Consider the following 17,738-nt stretch of genomic DNA (forward strand, 5'->3'; position numbering starts at 1 on the left):
TGAACATGTCGGCCGGTTCAGTCTCGGTATCTGATGGAGAAAATGCAATGCAGTGGGATGTGATTGTCGTCGGCGGTGGGCCGTCGGGTTTGACGATGGCCGCGGAGTTGGCCGGCTCCGGCGTAAAGACGCTTGTCCTTGAGCGACGCACCGAAGGCGTGCAGTCGCGCGCCGGCACGATTTTGCCGCGTGTTCTGGAACTATTCGATACCCGAGGCATTGCCGATCGTCTGATCCGAAAGACGCGTGAAATCGCGGACTATCCTTATCGGCCGTCGCACATTTGGGCGGGGTTTCACCCGATTGAATGGAAATACCTCGAGACGCGTTTTGGCTTCACGCTGGGCTTGCCGCAAAACAAGACCGAGGAAGTGTTGTGGGAGTGGGCTGCCGAATGCGGCGCCGTCATCCAGCGTGGCGCGCAAGTGTGCGACGTCCGTGAGTTGAGCGACGGCGTCGAGCTCGAACTATCGAATACGGCAGGAGACCTCACGACGCTGCGGGCACGGTATGTTGTCGGCGCGGACGGGGGGCGCAGCGTTGTCCGTTCCAAGCTGGGTCTTCCGTTCGAGGGGCATTCCGGGACGTTTCGCGGGATTGTTGTCGATGCTGAACTCGAAGCGCCCTGGCCTGGGGGGCGTATCAACGTCGACAACGAGATGGGTTGGGTGCGCGGCTACGTGTTCGGCGACGGTATTACGCGATTCAATATCGTGCATCGTGATCGCCGACACGCCCCCAAGGATGAGCCGGTCACGCTCGACGAGGTGTTGCAGTGCCTTCGAGACGTGCATGGCACCGATTACGGCATCAAGGGATACCGCTGGGCGTCGCGCTTCGATGACCAGATGCGGGCGGTGCCGGCGCTTCGTCAGGGCCGCGTCTTTCTGGTGGGCGAGTCTGCCCGCATTCACTATCCGGCCAGTGGCGTGGGGATGAATTTCTGCTTGCAGGATGCATTCAACCTTGGGTGGAAGCTTGCCAACGTCATCAACGGTGTGGCGGACGCCGAGACACTCGACACCTACAACGCGGAGCGTCTGCCGGTCATGCACCGGTTGCTCGAGAGTGTAAAGGCACAGTGCGCGTTGCAGTTCAACTTTGGCCCTGAGGCCGTTGCGCTCAAGCGGCGAATGCAGGAAAACCTGATTCCGCTGCCGGACGTGCAAAGAAAGTTGGTACTCGAACTCAATGGCCTGGAAGCACCTTATCCGCGCGATGCCGGCAGCCATGCGCTGGTGGGACTGCGTTGCCCTGATGTCGATCTGATGTTGCTCGATGGCCGGTCGATGTCGATTACGCAGATGTTGCGCGAGCGAACGTTTGTCCTGATCGATCTGGATGGCTTTGGACGTCAGTTCGAATCGCTCGATGTTGCCGGCCGGCCGGTGAGGGTGCTCAGTGCACGCGCCGCGCGCATTCCCGCGGCGCTCGATGGCGTCAAGGGATTGCTGGTGCGTCCCGATGGCTACGTGGCTTGGGCAAGCGAAACGTTGGCCTGTCACGACGATGTCGAAGCGCACCTTGGCCAATGGCTGAAGCGGTGACTCCATGAGAGAACGGCGACTATTACTGACGGGCGGCTGGGTGCTGAGCATGGATGCGGCAATCGGCGATCTGCGCACGGGCGACGTGCTGGTCGAGGGCGAGCGCATTCTCTCGGTTGCGCCGCACATTGACGCAACCGATGCCGAGCGCATCGACGCACGCGGCATGATCGTGCTGCCGGGGTTTGTCGATACACATCGCCATACGTGGCAAAGCTGTGTGCGACACCGTTACGCTGATATCGATCCGCAGATTTATTTCGCCGAAATGCTGGGGGCAAAGGGCGCGGCGTTCCGACCCGAAGACGTGTACGTTGCCACGATGCTCGGTGCGGTATCCGCGCTCGACGGCGGCATCACCACGATGCTCGATTGGTCGCACGTCCAGAACAGTCCCGATCACGCGGATGCGGCGATCCTGGGGCTGCGCGACGCCAACATTCGCGGCGTGTTTGCGCATGGTTGGCCGCTGGTGGACGGTGCTTCTTGGATGTTCGACAGCCAGCGACGCCATCCAGACGATATTCGCCGTTTGCGAACGCGGTATTTCTCTTCTGACGATCAGTTACTCACGCTTGCCATGGCGGCTCGCGGCCCGGAGATGGCGCGCCGCGCTGTCTGGCTGGACGATCTTTGCCTCGCGCGCGAGCTTGGGATTCGATCGAGCATTCACATGGGGGCGTATGCGCGTAACGCCTCGGTACGGGCGATCGCGCAGATGCATGAAGCCGGTGTGTTGGCCGACGACTTGACGTTCGTGCACTGTTGTTTTTCCGGCGCCGACGAGATAGCCATGATGGCGGATGCCGGCGTGAGCGCGTCGCTCGGCGTGCATTGCGAGTTGAATGCCCAAGGCATTGGCGATATCCCGTTCGATCGCTTGCTAGCCGTTGGCATCCGGCCCAGCTTGAGCGGCGATACCGAGACCAAATGCTCGGGCGACATGTTCACCCAGATGCGCCATGCATTTGCCTACTACCGATCCTGGATGGGCGGGCATCACTCGCACGTTCAGAACGCGCCCGCAACGCTCTCGATGCGCGACGTGCTGGAGTTCGCGACGGTTGCTGGGGCTCGAGCCAACGGACTCGATCACAAGGTGGGCTCACTGACACCGGGCAAGCAGGCCGACATCATCATGATTCGTGGCGAGGACCTCAATCTCACGCCGGTGTCGGATGCGGTGGGGGCTGTCGTGCTTGCCGCGCATCCGGGCAACGTGGATTCGGTTTTCGTCGCGGGACGTGCGGTCAAACGACACGGCCGAATGGTCGGCATCGATCTGGATGTCTTGCGCCAGCGTGCCGTGGCGTCTCAGCACTACATTCTTGAATTGAAATGAGTCACGCCAGATTTCCTCAGCCGCTGGACCACGAACTGGCCGATATCGTGACAGCGATGCGCGCGGCGCAAACGTTGCCGCCATTTTCGGGAACGCCGGATCAAGCCCGCGAACGTATGCGGCTTGGCATCATGGCGGCGCGTGAGCGTAGTCCCTTGCCGAGGGTCGGCTCGATCGAGGATGGGGTTGCCGAGTCCGATGGGATGCATGTTCCAGTGCGCGTCTACCGTCCGCAGGATAAGCGCGCCGTCGTGCCCACGGTGGTGTTTTTCCATGGCGGAGGATTCGTCCTCGGCAGTGTCGAGCTGATGGACGACATCGCGCGCAAGCTCTGCCGCGACATGCAGGCAGTGGTGGTGTCGGTTGACTATCGATTGGCACCGGAACACCCGTTTCCAGCAGCCCATGACGATGCGGTGACGGCAACACGCTGGGCGATCCGCAATGTTGCGGTACTTGGCGGGGATCCGTCGCGAATCGTCGTGGCGGGCGAGAGTGCCGGCGCCAATCTGGCAACGTCGGCGGCCCTGTTGTTGCGCGATTGTGGCATCGGGCTGGCGGCGCAACTGCTCGTTGTGCCGGGGGTCGACATGGCTCGAGACGTCGCGCTCATCGAGGCAAAGGGTGTCGACTTCCCAATGCTCTCGCCGTTCGATCTGCGAGACATCACGCGTCTGTATATGGGCTCGGCGTCGGCGCGTGCGAGGGAGTTTCCCCCTTCGCCATTACGTGCGGCCGATCTGTGCGGCATGCCTGCGGCGGTGATTGCGATTGCTGGCCATGACCCGCTATGCGATGAGGGCATTGCCTACGCTCGGCGTCTTCAGGCGGCCGGCGTGCCGGTGCGGTTGCTGTGTTTCGAAGACATGTTTCATCCGTTTTTCGGCTTCTTCGAAGCCTCACGTTCGGCGCGTCGCGCCAACGACACTATCTGCCACGCATTTTCGACGTGGCTCGAACAACACGCGTTGCCCGGCGATCTGTGAGCGGGCGCGCCAACCCAAAATCTCTGGAGGTCACCTATGCGGTATGTATCGTTCGTGAACAATGGAAAGGCGACACTCGGCGTGCGCGATGGCGATGCCATTCGCGTGCTCGGGGACACTACCCTGGAATCGTTGCTGGCGAGCGGCGTTGATCTCGTTGCTCATGGCCGCGAGCACGCCGGACACGAAAGGGTGAGCGCCGAAGGTGTCGTGTACCTGCCGCCGCTGGCTCGGCCACCCAAGCTCATTTGTGTCGGACTGAATTACGCTGACCACACCAAGGAAAGCAAGTACGAGCAACCGGACTATCCGACGATTTTTTTTCGCGTTGCAACCAGCCTGGTCGCCCATGAGCAGCCGTTAGTGCGGCCCGCAGTGACCGACAGTCAAGGGCTGGATTTCGAAGGTGAAATTGCGGCTGTACTGGGCAAGGGCGGCCGCCACATCCGCAAGGAAGATGCACTCGCATGCGTGGCCGGCTACGCGCTTTTCAACGACGGTTCGGTCCGGGAGTACCAGTTCAAGTCGCCACAATGGACGGTCGGCAAGAATTTCGACGGCACGGGAGCGTTCGGTCCCGATCTCGTGACGGCTGACGAGTTGCCGCCGGGCGCCAGGGGACTGCTTTTGGAGACGCGCCTGAACGGTGACGTCGTGCAGTCCGCCAGTACCGATGACATGATCTTTGACGTCGCTGAACTCATCAGCATCGTAAGTGAGGCCATTACGCTCGAACCGGGTGACGTGATCGTGACGGGAACGCCGTCGGGTATCGGCTGGGCACGCACGCCGAAGCTTCTGATGAAGCACGGCGACGTCTGTGAGGTCAGCGTGGAAGGCATCGGCGTTCTGCGCAATTCCGTCGTTGACGAGGCGACCCGCTAAGTTGTTTCATGGGCGATCGATTGCCGATTCGTCGCTCATGATTTCCGAGGAGAGAGTGATGACCGAATTCTCGTCAATGCATTCGCGGGCGGGGGTGCATTCAATCGACCATTTCGCCCTGAATGTCCCGTCGCTCGACGAAGCGCATCGATTCTTCGAGGCTTTCGGCCTGACGGTCAGCCGCGCCGGACCGGAGGGCAATGAACTGGCGATCATGGCGACGGATGGCCATCGTTGGGGGCGCGTGCTTGCGGGGGAGCGCAAGTCGCTGGCATACCTTAGCTTCAACTGTTACGAAGACGACCTCTTGCACCTACGTGAGCAGGCTGTCATGGCTGGCGCGAGCGATGTCTCATCGGTGCCGGGAGAGATCGATGCCGGCTTTTGGTGCCGGGATCCCGACGGAAACTTGATCCAAGTGCGGGTGGGGCCGAAAACCAGTCCCGATGGCAAGACGGCGAGCCTGACACCTTGTGTCCCGGCGGACGCCCGCGGCGCGTGTACCCGGGCGGAGGTGGCGCAGGTGAGACCGCGACGACTATCCCATGTGTTGCTGTTCTCGCCGGATGTCTTGCGGGCGGTCTCCTTCTACGAACGAGCGCTGGGCCTTCGATTGTCGGATAAATCGCTGGATATGATCGCGTTCACACACGCGCCGCATGGCTGCGATCATCATTTGGTGGCGTTTGCCAAGAGTCGCGCACGAGGCTGGCATCATTCCTCGTGGGATGTCGAAAACGTCGACCTGGTCGGGGAGGGGGCCGCCCAGATGGCGGCGGCCGGCTACGCGAAAGGATGGGGGACGGGAAGACACGTGCTGGGATCGAACTACTTTCACTACGTCGAGGATCCATGGGGATCCTTTTGCGAGTATTCGGCCGACATTGATTTTGTTTCGGCTGGACAAAGCTGGCCAGCCAGGGATTTCGCGCCTGAGGATTCCTTATACCTTTGGGGGCCGACGGTGCCGGAGAACTTCATTCACAACACCGAGGTGCAGGACTGACGCGAGACCCATGCCGCCGCGCCCCTTGGCGCGGCATGTGCCGTCACTGGATGGTCTCAGCAAGTGCGCTCAGGGCGGGGGCAGGTCGCGCCGTTCGCGGTTGCAATAATGTACGGATAGCCCTCCATCCGTCACGCGCGAAATAGGACTCCAATGACGGGTAAGCGATTCCGTCATGCGTCTGTGATTTTTAAGTAATTGATTTTGTTGTTTTTTCTGCGTTCTTTGGGTGTGGGGGATCCGATGTGGCATGAACCGGGTTCAATGCTACGTGAATCTCGACACCCTAAAATCCTCTCCGGGAAAACCCCGCGTCTTGAAATCGTAAAACCCCGTCCCTATAATTAGCACTCGTTGGCGCAGAGTGCTAACGCCATGAATTCACCGTATATGCAAATGTTTGCATATTTAGGTTTTGTCGATCTCACAGAGAGAAAGAGGAGCTTGTAATGAACCTTCGTCCCTTGCATGACCGCGTTATTGTCAAGCGCCTGGACAACGAAACGAAGACCGCATCGGGCATCGTGATCCCTGACGCCGCCGCTGAAAAGCCGGATCAGGGCGAGATCCTGGCCGTCGGCCCGGGCAAGAAAGACGATCAAGGTAAGTCGATCGCACTCGATGTGAAGGTGGGCGACCGCGTTCTGTTCGGCAAGTACGCCGGCCAAAGCGTGAAGGTCGATGGCCAGGAACTGCTGGTCATGCGCGAAGAAGACATCATGGCCGTCGTGGCCGCCTAAGACTGTCTCCCCCAGACATCTACGTAAAGTATTCAAGGAGTTAATGCAATGGCAGCTAAAGAAGTCGTTTTCGGCGATGCCGCTCGTGCCAAGATGGTCGAGGGTGTCAACATTCTCGCCAACGCCGTCAAGGTGACCCTGGGCCCGAAGGGCCGCAACGTCGTGCTCGAGCGCAGCTTCGGCGGCCCGACCGTGACCAAGGACGGTGTGTCGGTCGCCAAGGAAATCGAACTCAAGGACAAGCTCCAGAACATGGGCGCGCAAATGGTCAAGGAAGTGGCTTCCAAGACCAGCGACAACGCCGGTGACGGTACCACCACCGCTACGGTGCTGGCTCAGTCGATCGTGCGCGAAGGCATGAAGTACGTTGCCTCGGGCATGAACCCGATGGACCTCAAGCGCGGTATCGACAAGGCCGTTGCCGCCGCCATCGAAGAACTGCGCAAGATCAGCAAGCCCTGCACGACGAACAAGGAAATCGCGCAAGTCGGCTCGATCTCGGCCAACAGCGACACCTCGATCGGTGACTACATCGCCAAGGCGATGGACAAGGTCGGCAAGGAAGGCGTGATCACCGTCGAAGACGGCAAGTCGCTGCAAGACGAGCTGGACGTCGTCGAAGGCATGCAATTCGACCGCGGCTACCTCTCGCCGTACTTCATCAACACCCCGGAAAAGCAAGTCGCGATCCTGGAGAACCCGTTCGTCCTGCTGTTCGACAAGAAGGTCTCGAACATCCGTGATCTGCTGCCGGTGCTCGAGCAAGTCGCCAAGGCTGGCCGTCCGCTGCTGATCATCGCCGAAGACGTCGAGGGCGAAGCCCTGGCAACGCTGGTGGTCAACAACATCCGTGGCATCCTGAAGACCTGCGCCGTCAAGGCCCCGGGCTTCGGCGACCGCCGCAAGGCCATGCTCGAAGACATCGCCATCCTGACGGGCGGCCAGGTCATCGCCGAAGAAATCGGCCTGACGCTGGAAAAGGCCACGCTGCAAGAGCTGGGCCAAGCCAAGCGCATCGAAATCGGCAAGGAAAACACCATCATCATCGATGGCGCCGGCGAAGGCGTGAACATCGAAGCGCGCGTCAAGCAAATCCGCGCCCAGATCGAAGAAGCCACGAGCGACTACGACCGTGAAAAGCTGCAAGAGCGCGTGGCCAAGCTGGCCGGCGGTGTTGCCGTGATCAAGGTCGGCGCTGCGACCGAAGTCGAAATGAAGGAAAAGAAGGCACGCGTTGAAGACGCGCTGCACGCGACCCGCGCTGCCGTGGAAGAAGGCATCGTCCCGGGCGGTGGTGTTGCGCTGCTGCGTGCTCGCGTGGCCGTGGCCGACATCAAGGGTGCCAACCCTGACCAGGACGCCGGTATCAAGATCGTTCTGCGCGCCATGGAAGAGCCGCTGCGCCAGATCGTCGCCAACGGCGGCGAAGAAGCCAGCGTCGTGGTGGCCAATGTGATTGCCGGCAAGGGCAACTACGGCTACAACGCTTCGAGCGGCGAGTACGGCGATCTGGTGGAAATGGGCGTTGTGGACCCGACGAAGGTCACCCGCACCGCACTGCAAAACGCCGCTTCGGTCTCGGGCCTGCTGCTCACGACCGACTGCGCCGTTGCCGAACTGCCGAAGGAAGATGCTCCGATGGCCGGCGGCATGGGTGACATGGGCGGTATGGGCGGCATGGGCATGGGCATGTAAGTCTCGCAAGAGACGGCATGACGGGGTGCCGCAAGGCACCCCACCTGCCCCGGTCGCCGGACTTCGTCACGGAATCTTCGATTCTGTGGCGCGAGCCCGCACCGGAAACGGCAACGCATTCTTCGGAATTCGTTGCCGTTTTTTTATGCCTGAGCGGTCGGTGTACCGCCGTCGCGGTGCGGTGCAGGGCAGGCGCCAAGCGGTGTGGTGGCCGCGATCTCATCCTGCATCCACTGCCAGAAGGCGTGAATGGCATGCTCGCGCGGATGATTTTCCCGCCAGCTCACGTGATATTCGAGGCTCGGTGCAATGCGAACATCGCCAATCTGCACCAGCTCGCCGGACGCGAGCGCATCGCGCACAAGCAAACTGCGTGTGGTGGCCACGCCTTGTCCGGCCATCGCCGCGCGCAGGAGCAACCCGGAATCGTCGAAAATCGGCCCGCGGGTCGGCTCGTGCGGCGGCAGGCCGGCGGCGACCTGCCAATCGCGCCACGACCGATAGGCGAAGCGAAGCATCGGCAGTTTGTGCATGTCGGCCACGGTGAACCCGGGCACGCGCGCGATCAGATCGGGATGGCACACGGCGATCACGTCATCGTCGAGCAACTTGCGGGTGACGAATCCCGTTGCTTCCACCCGTTGATGCCAAATGCCGACGTCGACCGAATAGGGATCGGGCGCGGCGATATCCGCGTGAATTCTTACTACCAGATCGATATTGGGTTGCCGCTCGCTGAAGCGGCCCAGCCGAGGAATCAGCCATTGGGCCGCCAGATCGGTCATGACGCTGATTTCCAGACGCACGATCGCAGGCGCCCCGCCCGACGCAGTGCCTGCCCTCGCTTCGGTCATCGCCTCGTCGAGTTCCGACATGCCAATGCGTACCCGCTCGGCCAAACGCGCCCCGACACTGGTCGGGATCATTCGTGCCCCCACCCGGCGAAACAGCGTCGTGCCGAGCTGCCGTTCGAGCGAGCGCATGTGATGGCTGACCGCACTGTGCGTCAAATTCAATTCGTCGGCCGCTCGCGTAAAGCTGCGGTGGCGGGCTGCGGCTTCAAGTGCCCGCAGCGATTGTAGGGGAGGGAGGTGAGGGAACATAGCATCAAATTCTACTCACAATACGGACGCAAAGGTTTCGTTGGCGTCATCGAAGGGTTCCACGGACAATCGATACCCAAGTCAATGACTAGGGTATGGCTTCATGTCGAAGGCACTTCGTATCTTCGTGCTGTTCGCCTGCGGATACTTCGTTTCCTACGTGTACCGCGGCGTAAATATCGGGTTCGCGCCATACATGACGCGCGACCTCGGCCTCTCGTCGGCCGACCTCGGATTGTTGACGAGTCTCTATTTCCTTGGCTTCGCCGGTGCGCAATTGCCGGCGGGCGTGTTGCTCGATAAATTCGGCCCGCGCCGGGTGGCGTCGCTGGTGCTGCTGCTCGCGGCGCTGGGTGCCGTTCTGTTCGGACTGGCGCAGGGCGTCGGCGCGCTGATGGCGGGGCGCTTGCTGATCGGTGTCGGCGTGTCGGTGTGTCTGGGCAGCGCATTCAAGGCGCTGGCACAGTGGTTTCCGGTGGCACGTCTGCCGCTGCTCAACGGTCTGGTGATGGCCGTGGGCGGCATGGGCGGGGTGGTGGTGGGCTCGCCGCTGAACTGGCTGCTCGGGCTGACCGACTGGCGCATCGTGTCGTTCGGACTGGCGGCGTTGACCGTCTTCATGTCGGTCGCACTGTGGTTCGGCGCGCCGGAAAAGCCGGGCTCGCATGCGCAAGGTGGTTTGTCGGCGGCGCTGCAAGGTGTGCGTCAGGTGCTGGGCAGTGCGATGTTCTGGAAAGTGACGTCGCTCTCGGGCATCACGCAAGGTGTGTTTTACGCGATGCAATCGCTTTGGATGGCGCCGTTCATGCGCGACGTCGAAGGGCTGTCGGCATCGCAGGCGGCATCGCTGGTGTCGGTCGTGGGGCTCGCGATGATGGCCGGCAGCGTGGTGTTCGGTGCGGCTGCGCGCTCGCTCGAACGCCGTGGCGTGAGCGTGTTTGCCTTTTCCGGTGCCGGGATGCTTTTGTTCGTCGTGGTGCAGCTACTGCTCATGCTGCGCGCGCCGATTCCGCCGGTCTGGCTTTGGGCGGCCTACGGCATCTTTGGCGGCACGGGCATTCTGTCGTATGCGGTGCTGGCAGAGCATTTCCACGGCACGCTGATCGGACGCGTGAACACGTCGCTCACGCTCGTCATCTTCCTGCTGATCTTCTTGTGTCAGGTGGGCGTCGGGGCCGTGCTCGGGACTTACGCGGCGCACAGCGCGCAAGCGCATTTCTCCGCCTGGACGGGATTGATTGCCCTGCAAGCGCTGGGGGCGGTGTGGTACTTCTGGCCGCAACGTCAGGGCGAGGGTAAGGTCGCTGCGGCGTGACGCAGTGTGCCTTGACTTGATGAGTCGGTCCGTACAGCGGGCACGCCGTCTTCACTGTTGGGTGTCGAGGACGGCGTCACTGGCTTAGTCCTGCGCCACCCAATCCCCCGATTTCCCGCCATGCTTCTCCATCACTTTCACATCGGTGATGGTCATGCCGCGGTCCACCGCCTTGCACATGTCGTAGATGGTCAGCAGGCCGACTTGAACCGCCGTGAGCGCTTCCATTTCGACGCCCGTGCGGCCGATGGTTTCGACCTGCACGCGGCAGTGGACGGCGTTCGGGCCGTCGTCCACCAGAAACTCGACCGTCACACGCGTGAGCGCCAGCGGATGGCACAGCGGAATCAGATCGGCAGTGCGCTTGGCGCCTTGAATGGCCGCAATGCGAGCAATACCCAGTACGTCGCCCTTCTTGGCCGTGCCGGTGCGAATCAGTGCCAGTGTCTCTGGCTTCATCCGAATGGTGCCGCGCGCCACCGCAATACGATGCGTGCTGTCCTTGCCGCCGACGTCAACCATGTGGGCCTGTCCGGCGGTGTCGAAATGGGTGAGTTCTGCCATGAGTCGATGCTGAAAAGAGGCTGAAAAAGTGTCGGGACAAGGCGTGCGCGCGCCATTCGCGGGCGAAAGGTCAGCGGTGTTTCGGATGTGTTTTGCCTGTCGGGCAGACGTTCCGGCAATGCTGCGGAACGTCTGCGTCTGGCTGCTATCATAGCAGCAGCCCCGTATGATCAGCGCCACGCGGCGCCCATTCCATGACGCGTTCGTTCCGCTTGTTTCCCTCGCTCCGTTCGCTCCGTTCGCTCCGTTCGCTCCGCGCCGCCATTGGCATTTCCGACCCGATTCCCATGCGTCGCTCGGTCTCGTTGCCCGGTCCGGGGCGTCCATCAGGCGTACGGGGCGCATGACCGCCATGTCCAAGCCTGTGACCCAACCGCCTTACCCCGAGCGCTACGTTGCCCGGTGGCGGCGTTTCATGGCGTTGGCCATGCTGCCCGTAATGACGGCAATGACGTTCGCCGCCGTCGTCATCCCAACCCAGGCGGCCGCGCAGTCGCTCCCGTCCCTCGGCCAGAGTTCTGCCGCGGACTTGTCGCCGGCGATGGAGCGCAAGCTCGGCGAGCGCGTGATGCGAGAGATTCGCGCCGATCCCGATTACCTGTCGGATCTGCTGCTCTCCGATTACGTCAATGCCCTGGGTGGCAAGCTCGTGGCGGCCGCGCACAAAGTGGGACTCGACGCCAGTCAGAGTTTCGAATTCTTCGTGGTGCGTGATTCGGACATCAACGCCTTCTCGCTGCCGGGCGGATTCATCGGCGTCAACACGGGATTGATTGTCGCGACGCGCACCGAGTCGGAACTCGCGTCTGTGATCGGACACGAGACGGGCCACGTGCTGCAACATCACATCGCGCGCATGCTCGGCCAACAGTCGCAGAACTCGTGGATCGCCCTCGGCGGCATCCTGCTCGGCCTGCTCGCGGGAATCGGGGCGCGCAGCCCGGACCTCGGCATGGGGATCGCCATGGGCGGGCAAGGCTTGGCCGTTGATCGGCAACTGCGGTTTTCGCGCGATGCCGAGCGTGAGGCCGATCGCGTCGGTTTCCAGTTGCTTCAGGCAGCCGGTTTCGACACGTACGCCATGCCGACGTTCTTCGAGCGTCTGCAACGTGCGGATTCGATCAACGAAGCTGGTGTACCGGAATATGTCCGGACTCACCCGCTGACGACGGATCGTATCGCCGACATGCTCAATCGCTCGCGCACCGCCGCTTATCGTCAGCCCGTGCAGTCGCCCGAATATGCGTTTGTGCGGGCGCGCTCGCTCGTCTTGCAGCAGAAGTCCGCGAGCGATTACGCGGCCGTCGCCGACGCGCAACGCACAGCGATCCGCTCGCAGACCACATCTAATGTGGCGGCGGCGTGGTACGCGGTGGCGCTGGCGGAGTTCAAGCAGCGTCGCTGGGCGCCCGCGCGCGAGGCGCTGGAGAAGTCGCGCGCGGCCTTCGGTGGTACGGGGCCGGGCACACCGAGTCTGGCGGTGCTGGCGTCGGATATCGCGCGCTTGTCTGGCCAGCCGGATGAGGCCTTGCGTGTTGCGGCGCAGGCGCGCGCGGTGTTCCCGCTCTCGCAGGCCGCCGACATGGCCTATGCCGACGCGTTGGTCGCCAGCCAACGGATTCCCGACGCGACGAAATTCCTGCAGGCGCAGGTCGAGCGCTATCGGAGTGAGCCCATCTGGTGGCGGGCGCTGGCGGGGGCGTGGGCCGCGGCCGGCAAGCGTGCGCGGCAGCATGAGGCGCTGGCGGAACAATATGCGCTGCAAGGCCAATGGATGGCGGCGGTCAGTCAGTTGAAGCTCGCACGCGAGGCCGGCGATGCCGACTTCTACGAGATGTCGACTATCGATGCGCGCCTTCACGAGTTCCAGCGCCGCTACAAGGACGACAAGGAAGACGAGAAGGACTTCGGCAAGCTGGCCGGATGAGTGGGCAAGCGGCGCACGTGCTGCGAAGTTGCGTACGCTTATTTGCGCGGGAGTTGCGCCGTTGCTTTTAAGCTATCGAAAAGCGCCCGCCGTGTGAAACTGGCAAGGCGTGAAGATCTTGGGGGTTTCGCTATTTTTCGCGTGTCGATCATAAGTGATCACGGCGAAATTGGAATATCGGATTTTTCTCATTTGGGATTCTGACGTACTCCCGTTGCATACAACACTTCGATTTGCCAGCATGGCGACACGGTACCGTGCTCGCTTCGCAGTGTGATTTCGCTGCGGACTTTTCGACCAATATTCACTGAGTGAGGTGAAGTATGGAGAACTGTCAATACGAAGTCGTGATAGACAACGAGCGCCCCATTAACAAGCCGATTGTTGCTCTAACGAAATGCCGAATCAAGTTTGGCGACCGCGATAACCTGCGCCAATGTATCGAAGAGATTCGTAAGTCTGATCTTCGGCTGAGCTTGCGGCCAGAGGAGGACGTCCAATACGATTGGCAAAATCCAGTCGGCGCTGGGAGCTGGTCTTGCCGTGGCGACGGCTGTAGATTCGGTTGTCGCGCTGGGCGGGTGCTTGTTTTCCGCCGGTGTCTTCGGAGCGTGTCTGTCCATGAACGGCATCGATCGGCGAGTGATAGCGATGCCATCTTCCGTGCGCGTAAGAGTCGCGAGCGCAACGCTACTGACGGGGCAACTGGCGAGCATGCTGTCATTCGCGCTTTACGGCGCGTCGAACGCTTTAGGCAGCATGAACGGGAGGTTGTGGTTGTACGGCGGGCTGGTCTGCATCGCCGGATTGGCGTCGTGTCTCGCGCGTGAGCCGTGGAAATTACTTAGCGAGAATGACGCTGGCGATGGCGTCGAGCGCTTCTATACGTACCGATACCCTGAGGCATTTGCTGAGGCCGAGCCAGTGCGACGAGATGTTGCGGCGTAATGGCGCAATAACTCACGCTGATTGATCGTCGGCCCGCGGATCCCGCTCGAACCCATAGGTCTGCGGCAGGGTCCCCGCATGGACGGTCGCGAACGGGAGCGAGTCACCGTTGCGCCAATGCAGCCGCACGGCACCTTTGGCGTCGGCGGTATCGTCGGACGTCTGCGCAATCTCGAACGCCTGCGCCAGATCGGAGACCTGCGTAAGCAGATCGATGTCGTGATCGTGCAGCAATGCGAGCGGCGCGCTCGGCGTCGACGCCCCATTCGCCTCGCCCCCCGACACCGCCCCCACGAACGCAACGTTGCCGTCCTCGTCGAGCAGACACGCCTGCGGCACGAAAGCATGGCCCAGTTGGTCCGTCAATACCGGTGCGCCGCGACCGTCGTTCGCCGCGGTATCCCACGTCAGCCGCACCACAAACGGGGCATACGCCAGCGCGACGTACACGCGTTGCGGCCCGTTCTGGAAATACCACCGCCCGGCGTCGTCGCTGGCATAGTTGCGCGCGATGAACGCCAGCAGCGCCGCATGGCGAATTGGATCCCCGGCCGTGCCCGCCGCCTGCGCCGCTTCGTCGCGCATGCGCCACTGACCGCGCCGGTCGAGCGCGAGCCAGCCGTAACAATGCGGCACGTTGGGCCACTTCGCCATCGCCTGTCGAACGATCTCATCCATGGGGCACCCTTAGGCCGGATTCGGCAAAAATTGACGGAAGTAGTCGATGACCGTGTGCGGCATCCATGTCATGCCGCCCGGAAACGGCCCGCTCATGAAGCCGACGTGCCCGCCGTGCGCCGGTTGCAGGAGCCGCACATGCTGCCCGACATCGTCGTCGCCCGGCAACACATGGGCCGGCTGGAACGGGTCGTTGCGGGCGTTGATGACCAGCGTCGGTACCTCGATGGCCGGCAGGATCGGCTTGCTCGACGCGCGTGTGTAGTAGTCGAACGCGCTGCGATATCCATGCAACGGCGCTGTGACCACATGATCGAATTCGCCGAGATCACGCGCGGCCATCATCCGGTCGCGATCGTAAAGTCCAGGGTATTGGTCGAGCTTGGCGAGCGCCTTCTTCTTGAGCGTGCCCAGGAAATTGCGCGTGTACACCATGTTGAACCCGTGCGAGAGCGCCAGTCCGCCCGCCCGCAGATCGAGCGGCGCTGAAATCGCACACGCGGCGCTCACCACCTGCGCCGCGTGCCCCTCGCGCTCGCCAAGCCAGCGCAGCAGCACATTGCCGCCCAGGGACACGCCCGCTGCAAAGATCGGGCCGGACGTGTTCGCCCGCAGCCGTCGCAGCATCCAGTCGACCTCGGTGCTGTCGCCGGAGTGGTAAAAGCGCGGCGCGCGGTTCATGCGGCCGCTGCAACTGCGGAAGTGGGGAATCACGCCGCGCCACCCCTGCGCTTGCACGTCGCGCATCAGGGTGCGGGCATAGTGGCTGCCGGATCCGCCTTCCAGCCCGTGGAACAGCACGACGAGCGGTGTCTCCACCAGCCCTTCTGGCGCGGGCGGCGCCTTCTGCGCCGCAGGGGGAGCGACCAGCCAGTCGACATCGACGAAGTCGCCGTCGGGCGTGTCCCACGTCTCACGACGGAATTCGACGGACGGACGACGGCCCAGCAGCGCCGGGTAGATCGTCTGGCTGTGCGCGTCGGGCAGCCACCGGGGCGCCCGGTAATCCAGGGGAAGAAACGTCGCGGGGCGCGCCGTCATTGTCGTTCCGTAACGATCAGTGCAGCCCGTCCGGACGCGCGTGCATCATCAGGCTGAACTGCTCGACGGCATGCGGCGGCAAGGGGCTGGAGTGGATATGGGCGAAGCGCCAGTCGCCCTGCTCGTGCACCAGCACGTAAGTCGTGTGGATGAGCTGGGCGGTCGTCTGGCCGGCGTCTTCCTTGCCGACGCGCATCGCTTCGGTCGCTGTGTGCACGACCGTGCCAACGGTGTCGTACTCGGTCGTGTCCAGCGAATCGATGAGCACCACGCTCTGGGTGAACTGGGCGACCAGACCGTTGCGGATCTGCTCCAGACCGTCCCAGCGGGTGCCGTCGGCGCGAATATAGCTGACGAAATCCTCGTTCGCCCACAGCGACATGGCGCGATCCGTCTGCCCGCGGCGCAGTGCGTCATAAAAGGCCGTGATGGTTTCACTGGCGGCATCGAACAGACGGACAAAACGTGGCATGGGGATTTACCGTTGAGTATTACCGGAATCGGGCTGAAGACAGCACCGCCATGGGCCGAATCAGCGCTGCGTGAGCAGGATGTTGCGCAGGTTCGCGAACACGTGCTCGGGCATCAGCTCATTGAGGCAGCGGGTGTGGCCCAGCGGACATTCGCGAGCAAAACACGGACTGCACTCCAATTGTAGCCACAGGACGTGCGCCTGGTCGGACAGCGGCGGCGTGTGGCGCGGATCGGACGAACCGAACAGGGCGATCTGCGGGCGCCGCAACGCGGCCGTCACATGCATCAGGCCCGAGTCGTTGCTCACCACCGCATTGGCGCGGGCCAGCAGCGCGCACGCCTCGGCCAGCGAGGTTTGTCCGCAGAGGTTGCGCACGAACGGGGCGTCGGCGGCAATTTGCTGCGCCAGTGCGCCATCCTTGCCCGAGCCGAGCGCGATCATCTGCGCATACGGGAACGAGCGGCGAACCAACTGGGCAAGTTGCGCGAAGTGGCCAGGCGGCCAGCGCTTGGCCGGTCCGAATTCGGCCCCCGGGCAGAACACCACGAGCGGTACGCGCAGATCGAGCCCAAAGCGTGCGAAGACGCGCGCCGACTCGTTCAGGTCGGCATCGATGCGCGGCGTGGGCAGCGCCTCGGGCAACTTGGCCCCAGGCGCGAACGCGAGCGCGGCGTAGTGCCGCACCATCGGCGCTCGCTCGTCCTTGCGCGGATTGGCATGACGCACGTTGAGCAGGCCGTAGCGCTGCTCGCCCTTGTAGCCGATGCGCAGCGGAATGCGCGCCAGCCACGGAATCAGCGACGACTTCAAGGAGTTGGGCAGCACATAGGCGGCGTCGTAACCCTCGTCGGCGAGCACGCTCGCGAGCCGGTAGCGCTCCAGCGGCTGCAACTTGCCGTGCGCGAGGTCGGTGGCGACGACGCGCGAAATCTCCGGCATGCGCTCCAGCACCGGGGCGACCCAGCCGGGCGCGATCGCGTCGATGGTCAGACGCGGATGCAGGCGCTTGAGCAGGGTGAACAACGGCTGCGCCATCAGCGCGTCCCCAATCCAGTTGGGGGCGATCACCAAGGCTTTATGCATCGTGGCGGAGACTCTAAACGTTAAGCGTTGCAATGAAACGCACAGGCGACCGGGCGGCGCTTCTCAACAGTGGGAGACGGCGCCGGGCCAGTCGGGGCAACGGCAGGCGGCTCAGTGGTGACCCTTGAGCACCACGCCGGCCTTCACGCGATAGCGCGTGCCGCAGTACGGGCAGGCCGCTTCGCCATGGGTCACGTCGATGAACACGCGCGGATGGGCGCTCCAGGCTTCCATCTTCGGATTCGGGCAATGGACCGGCAGATCTTCGGCGCCGACTTCGACGACCGGCATTTGTTTGACTTCGCTCATGGGGTTCGGACCGTGATGGGTATTCGGAATATCAGGGATTGCATGGCCGGTGTCAGGGACGAAGCCGCCGCCTGCACGCTCACCAAAAGTCGCT

General features: G+C 62.7%; 17 protein-coding genes. 10 read left to right on the top strand and 7 right to left on the bottom strand.

Going from position 1 to position 17,738, the window contains the following annotated elements:
- Window positions 1–5: 5 nt before the first annotated feature.
- The 7 genes from PEP31012_RS20205 (at window position 6) to groL (ending at window position 8,201) form a co-directional block, all read left to right on the top strand.
- Window positions 6–1,547: an FAD-dependent monooxygenase gene (locus PEP31012_RS20205; protein WP_343039911.1), complete on the top strand. Its 1,542-nt coding sequence runs from the start codon at window positions 6–8 to the stop codon at window positions 1,545–1,547.
- Window positions 1,548–1,551: 4 nt separating this feature from the next.
- On the top strand, window positions 1,552–2,889 hold the full coding sequence (locus tag PEP31012_RS20210) for an amidohydrolase family protein (protein WP_150591093.1): 1,338 nt from the start codon (window positions 1,552–1,554) through the stop codon (window positions 2,887–2,889).
- Window positions 2,886–3,875, top strand: coding sequence for an alpha/beta hydrolase (locus tag PEP31012_RS20215; protein WP_246171399.1), 990 nt, complete (start codon window positions 2,886–2,888; stop codon window positions 3,873–3,875). Before PEP31012_RS20210 ends, PEP31012_RS20215 begins: the two co-directional genes overlap by 4 nt.
- Window positions 3,876–3,911: 36 nt before the next feature.
- The gene (locus PEP31012_RS20220) at window positions 3,912–4,760 is read left to right on the top strand and encodes a fumarylacetoacetate hydrolase family protein (RefSeq protein ID WP_150591094.1); all 849 of its coding nucleotides are present in this window, start codon (window positions 3,912–3,914) and stop codon (window positions 4,758–4,760) included.
- A 58-nt stretch (window positions 4,761–4,818) separates the two neighbouring features.
- Window positions 4,819–5,766 (top strand): VOC family protein, encoded by a 948-nt coding sequence (locus PEP31012_RS20225; protein ID WP_150591095.1) that lies wholly within the window; start codon window positions 4,819–4,821, stop codon window positions 5,764–5,766.
- 449 nt (window positions 5,767–6,215) lie between these two features.
- Window positions 6,216–6,506, top strand: a complete 291-nt coding sequence (groES, locus tag PEP31012_RS20230; protein WP_150591096.1) for a co-chaperone GroES — start codon at window positions 6,216–6,218, stop codon at window positions 6,504–6,506.
- Window positions 6,507–6,554: 48 nt separating this feature from the next.
- On the top strand, window positions 6,555–8,201 hold the full coding sequence (groL, locus tag PEP31012_RS20235; protein ID WP_130026692.1) for a chaperonin GroEL: 1,647 nt from the start codon (window positions 6,555–6,557) through the stop codon (window positions 8,199–8,201).
- Between the two features lie 143 nt (window positions 8,202–8,344).
- On the opposite strand, the gene PEP31012_RS20240 is transcribed toward groL, so the two are convergent.
- Entirely contained in the window at window positions 8,345–9,304 is a 960-nt protein-coding gene (locus tag PEP31012_RS20240; protein WP_150591097.1) for a LysR substrate-binding domain-containing protein, read from the bottom strand.
- A 103-nt stretch (window positions 9,305–9,407) separates the two neighbouring features.
- Here PEP31012_RS20240 and PEP31012_RS20245 point away from each other — a divergent pair, with 103 nt between their 5' ends.
- Window positions 9,408–10,619, top strand: coding sequence for an MFS transporter (locus PEP31012_RS20245; RefSeq protein WP_150591098.1), 1,212 nt, complete (start codon window positions 9,408–9,410; stop codon window positions 10,617–10,619).
- 84 nt (window positions 10,620–10,703) lie between these two features.
- Here the strand turns inward: PEP31012_RS20245 and moaC are convergent, their stop codons facing one another.
- On the bottom strand, window positions 10,704–11,183 hold the full coding sequence (gene moaC / locus PEP31012_RS20250) for a cyclic pyranopterin monophosphate synthase MoaC (RefSeq protein WP_150591170.1): 480 nt from the start codon (window positions 11,181–11,183) through the stop codon (window positions 10,704–10,706).
- 343 nt (window positions 11,184–11,526) lie between these two features.
- Between moaC and PEP31012_RS20255 the strand changes: the two genes are divergently transcribed.
- Window positions 11,527–13,110, top strand: a complete 1,584-nt coding sequence (locus PEP31012_RS20255) for a M48 family metalloprotease (RefSeq protein WP_246171400.1) — start codon at window positions 11,527–11,529, stop codon at window positions 13,108–13,110.
- A 621-nt stretch (window positions 13,111–13,731) separates the two neighbouring features.
- Window positions 13,732–14,058 (top strand): hypothetical protein, encoded by a 327-nt coding sequence (locus PEP31012_RS20260; RefSeq protein WP_150591099.1) that lies wholly within the window; start codon window positions 13,732–13,734, stop codon window positions 14,056–14,058.
- A 12-nt stretch (window positions 14,059–14,070) separates the two neighbouring features.
- Here the strand turns inward: PEP31012_RS20260 and PEP31012_RS20265 are convergent, their stop codons facing one another.
- The 5 genes from PEP31012_RS20265 to PEP31012_RS20285 form a co-directional block, all read right to left on the bottom strand.
- A complete protein-coding gene (locus tag PEP31012_RS20265; RefSeq protein ID WP_150591100.1) occupies window positions 14,071–14,736 on the bottom strand; it encodes a DUF2946 family protein in 666 nt (221 codons plus the stop codon).
- Window positions 14,737–14,745: 9 nt separating this feature from the next.
- Complete coding sequence (locus PEP31012_RS20270) at window positions 14,746–15,777, bottom strand: hydrolase (protein WP_150591101.1); 1,032 nt, start codon at window positions 15,775–15,777, stop codon at window positions 14,746–14,748.
- Window positions 15,778–15,793: 16 nt separating this feature from the next.
- A complete protein-coding gene (locus tag PEP31012_RS20275; protein ID WP_017231603.1) occupies window positions 15,794–16,249 on the bottom strand; it encodes a nuclear transport factor 2 family protein in 456 nt (151 codons plus the stop codon).
- A gap of 60 nt (window positions 16,250–16,309) precedes the next feature.
- Window positions 16,310–17,335, bottom strand: a complete 1,026-nt coding sequence (gene waaF / locus PEP31012_RS20280; RefSeq protein ID WP_150591102.1) for a lipopolysaccharide heptosyltransferase II — start codon at window positions 17,333–17,335, stop codon at window positions 16,310–16,312.
- Between the two features lie 111 nt (window positions 17,336–17,446).
- A complete protein-coding gene (locus PEP31012_RS20285) occupies window positions 17,447–17,644 on the bottom strand; it encodes a zinc-finger domain-containing protein (protein ID WP_010808463.1) in 198 nt (65 codons plus the stop codon).
- Window positions 17,645–17,738 lie beyond the last annotated feature (94 nt).

The organism is Pandoraea eparura (assembly GCF_902459725.1).
Lineage (GTDB): Bacteria > Pseudomonadota > Gammaproteobacteria > Burkholderiales > Burkholderiaceae > Pandoraea > Pandoraea eparura.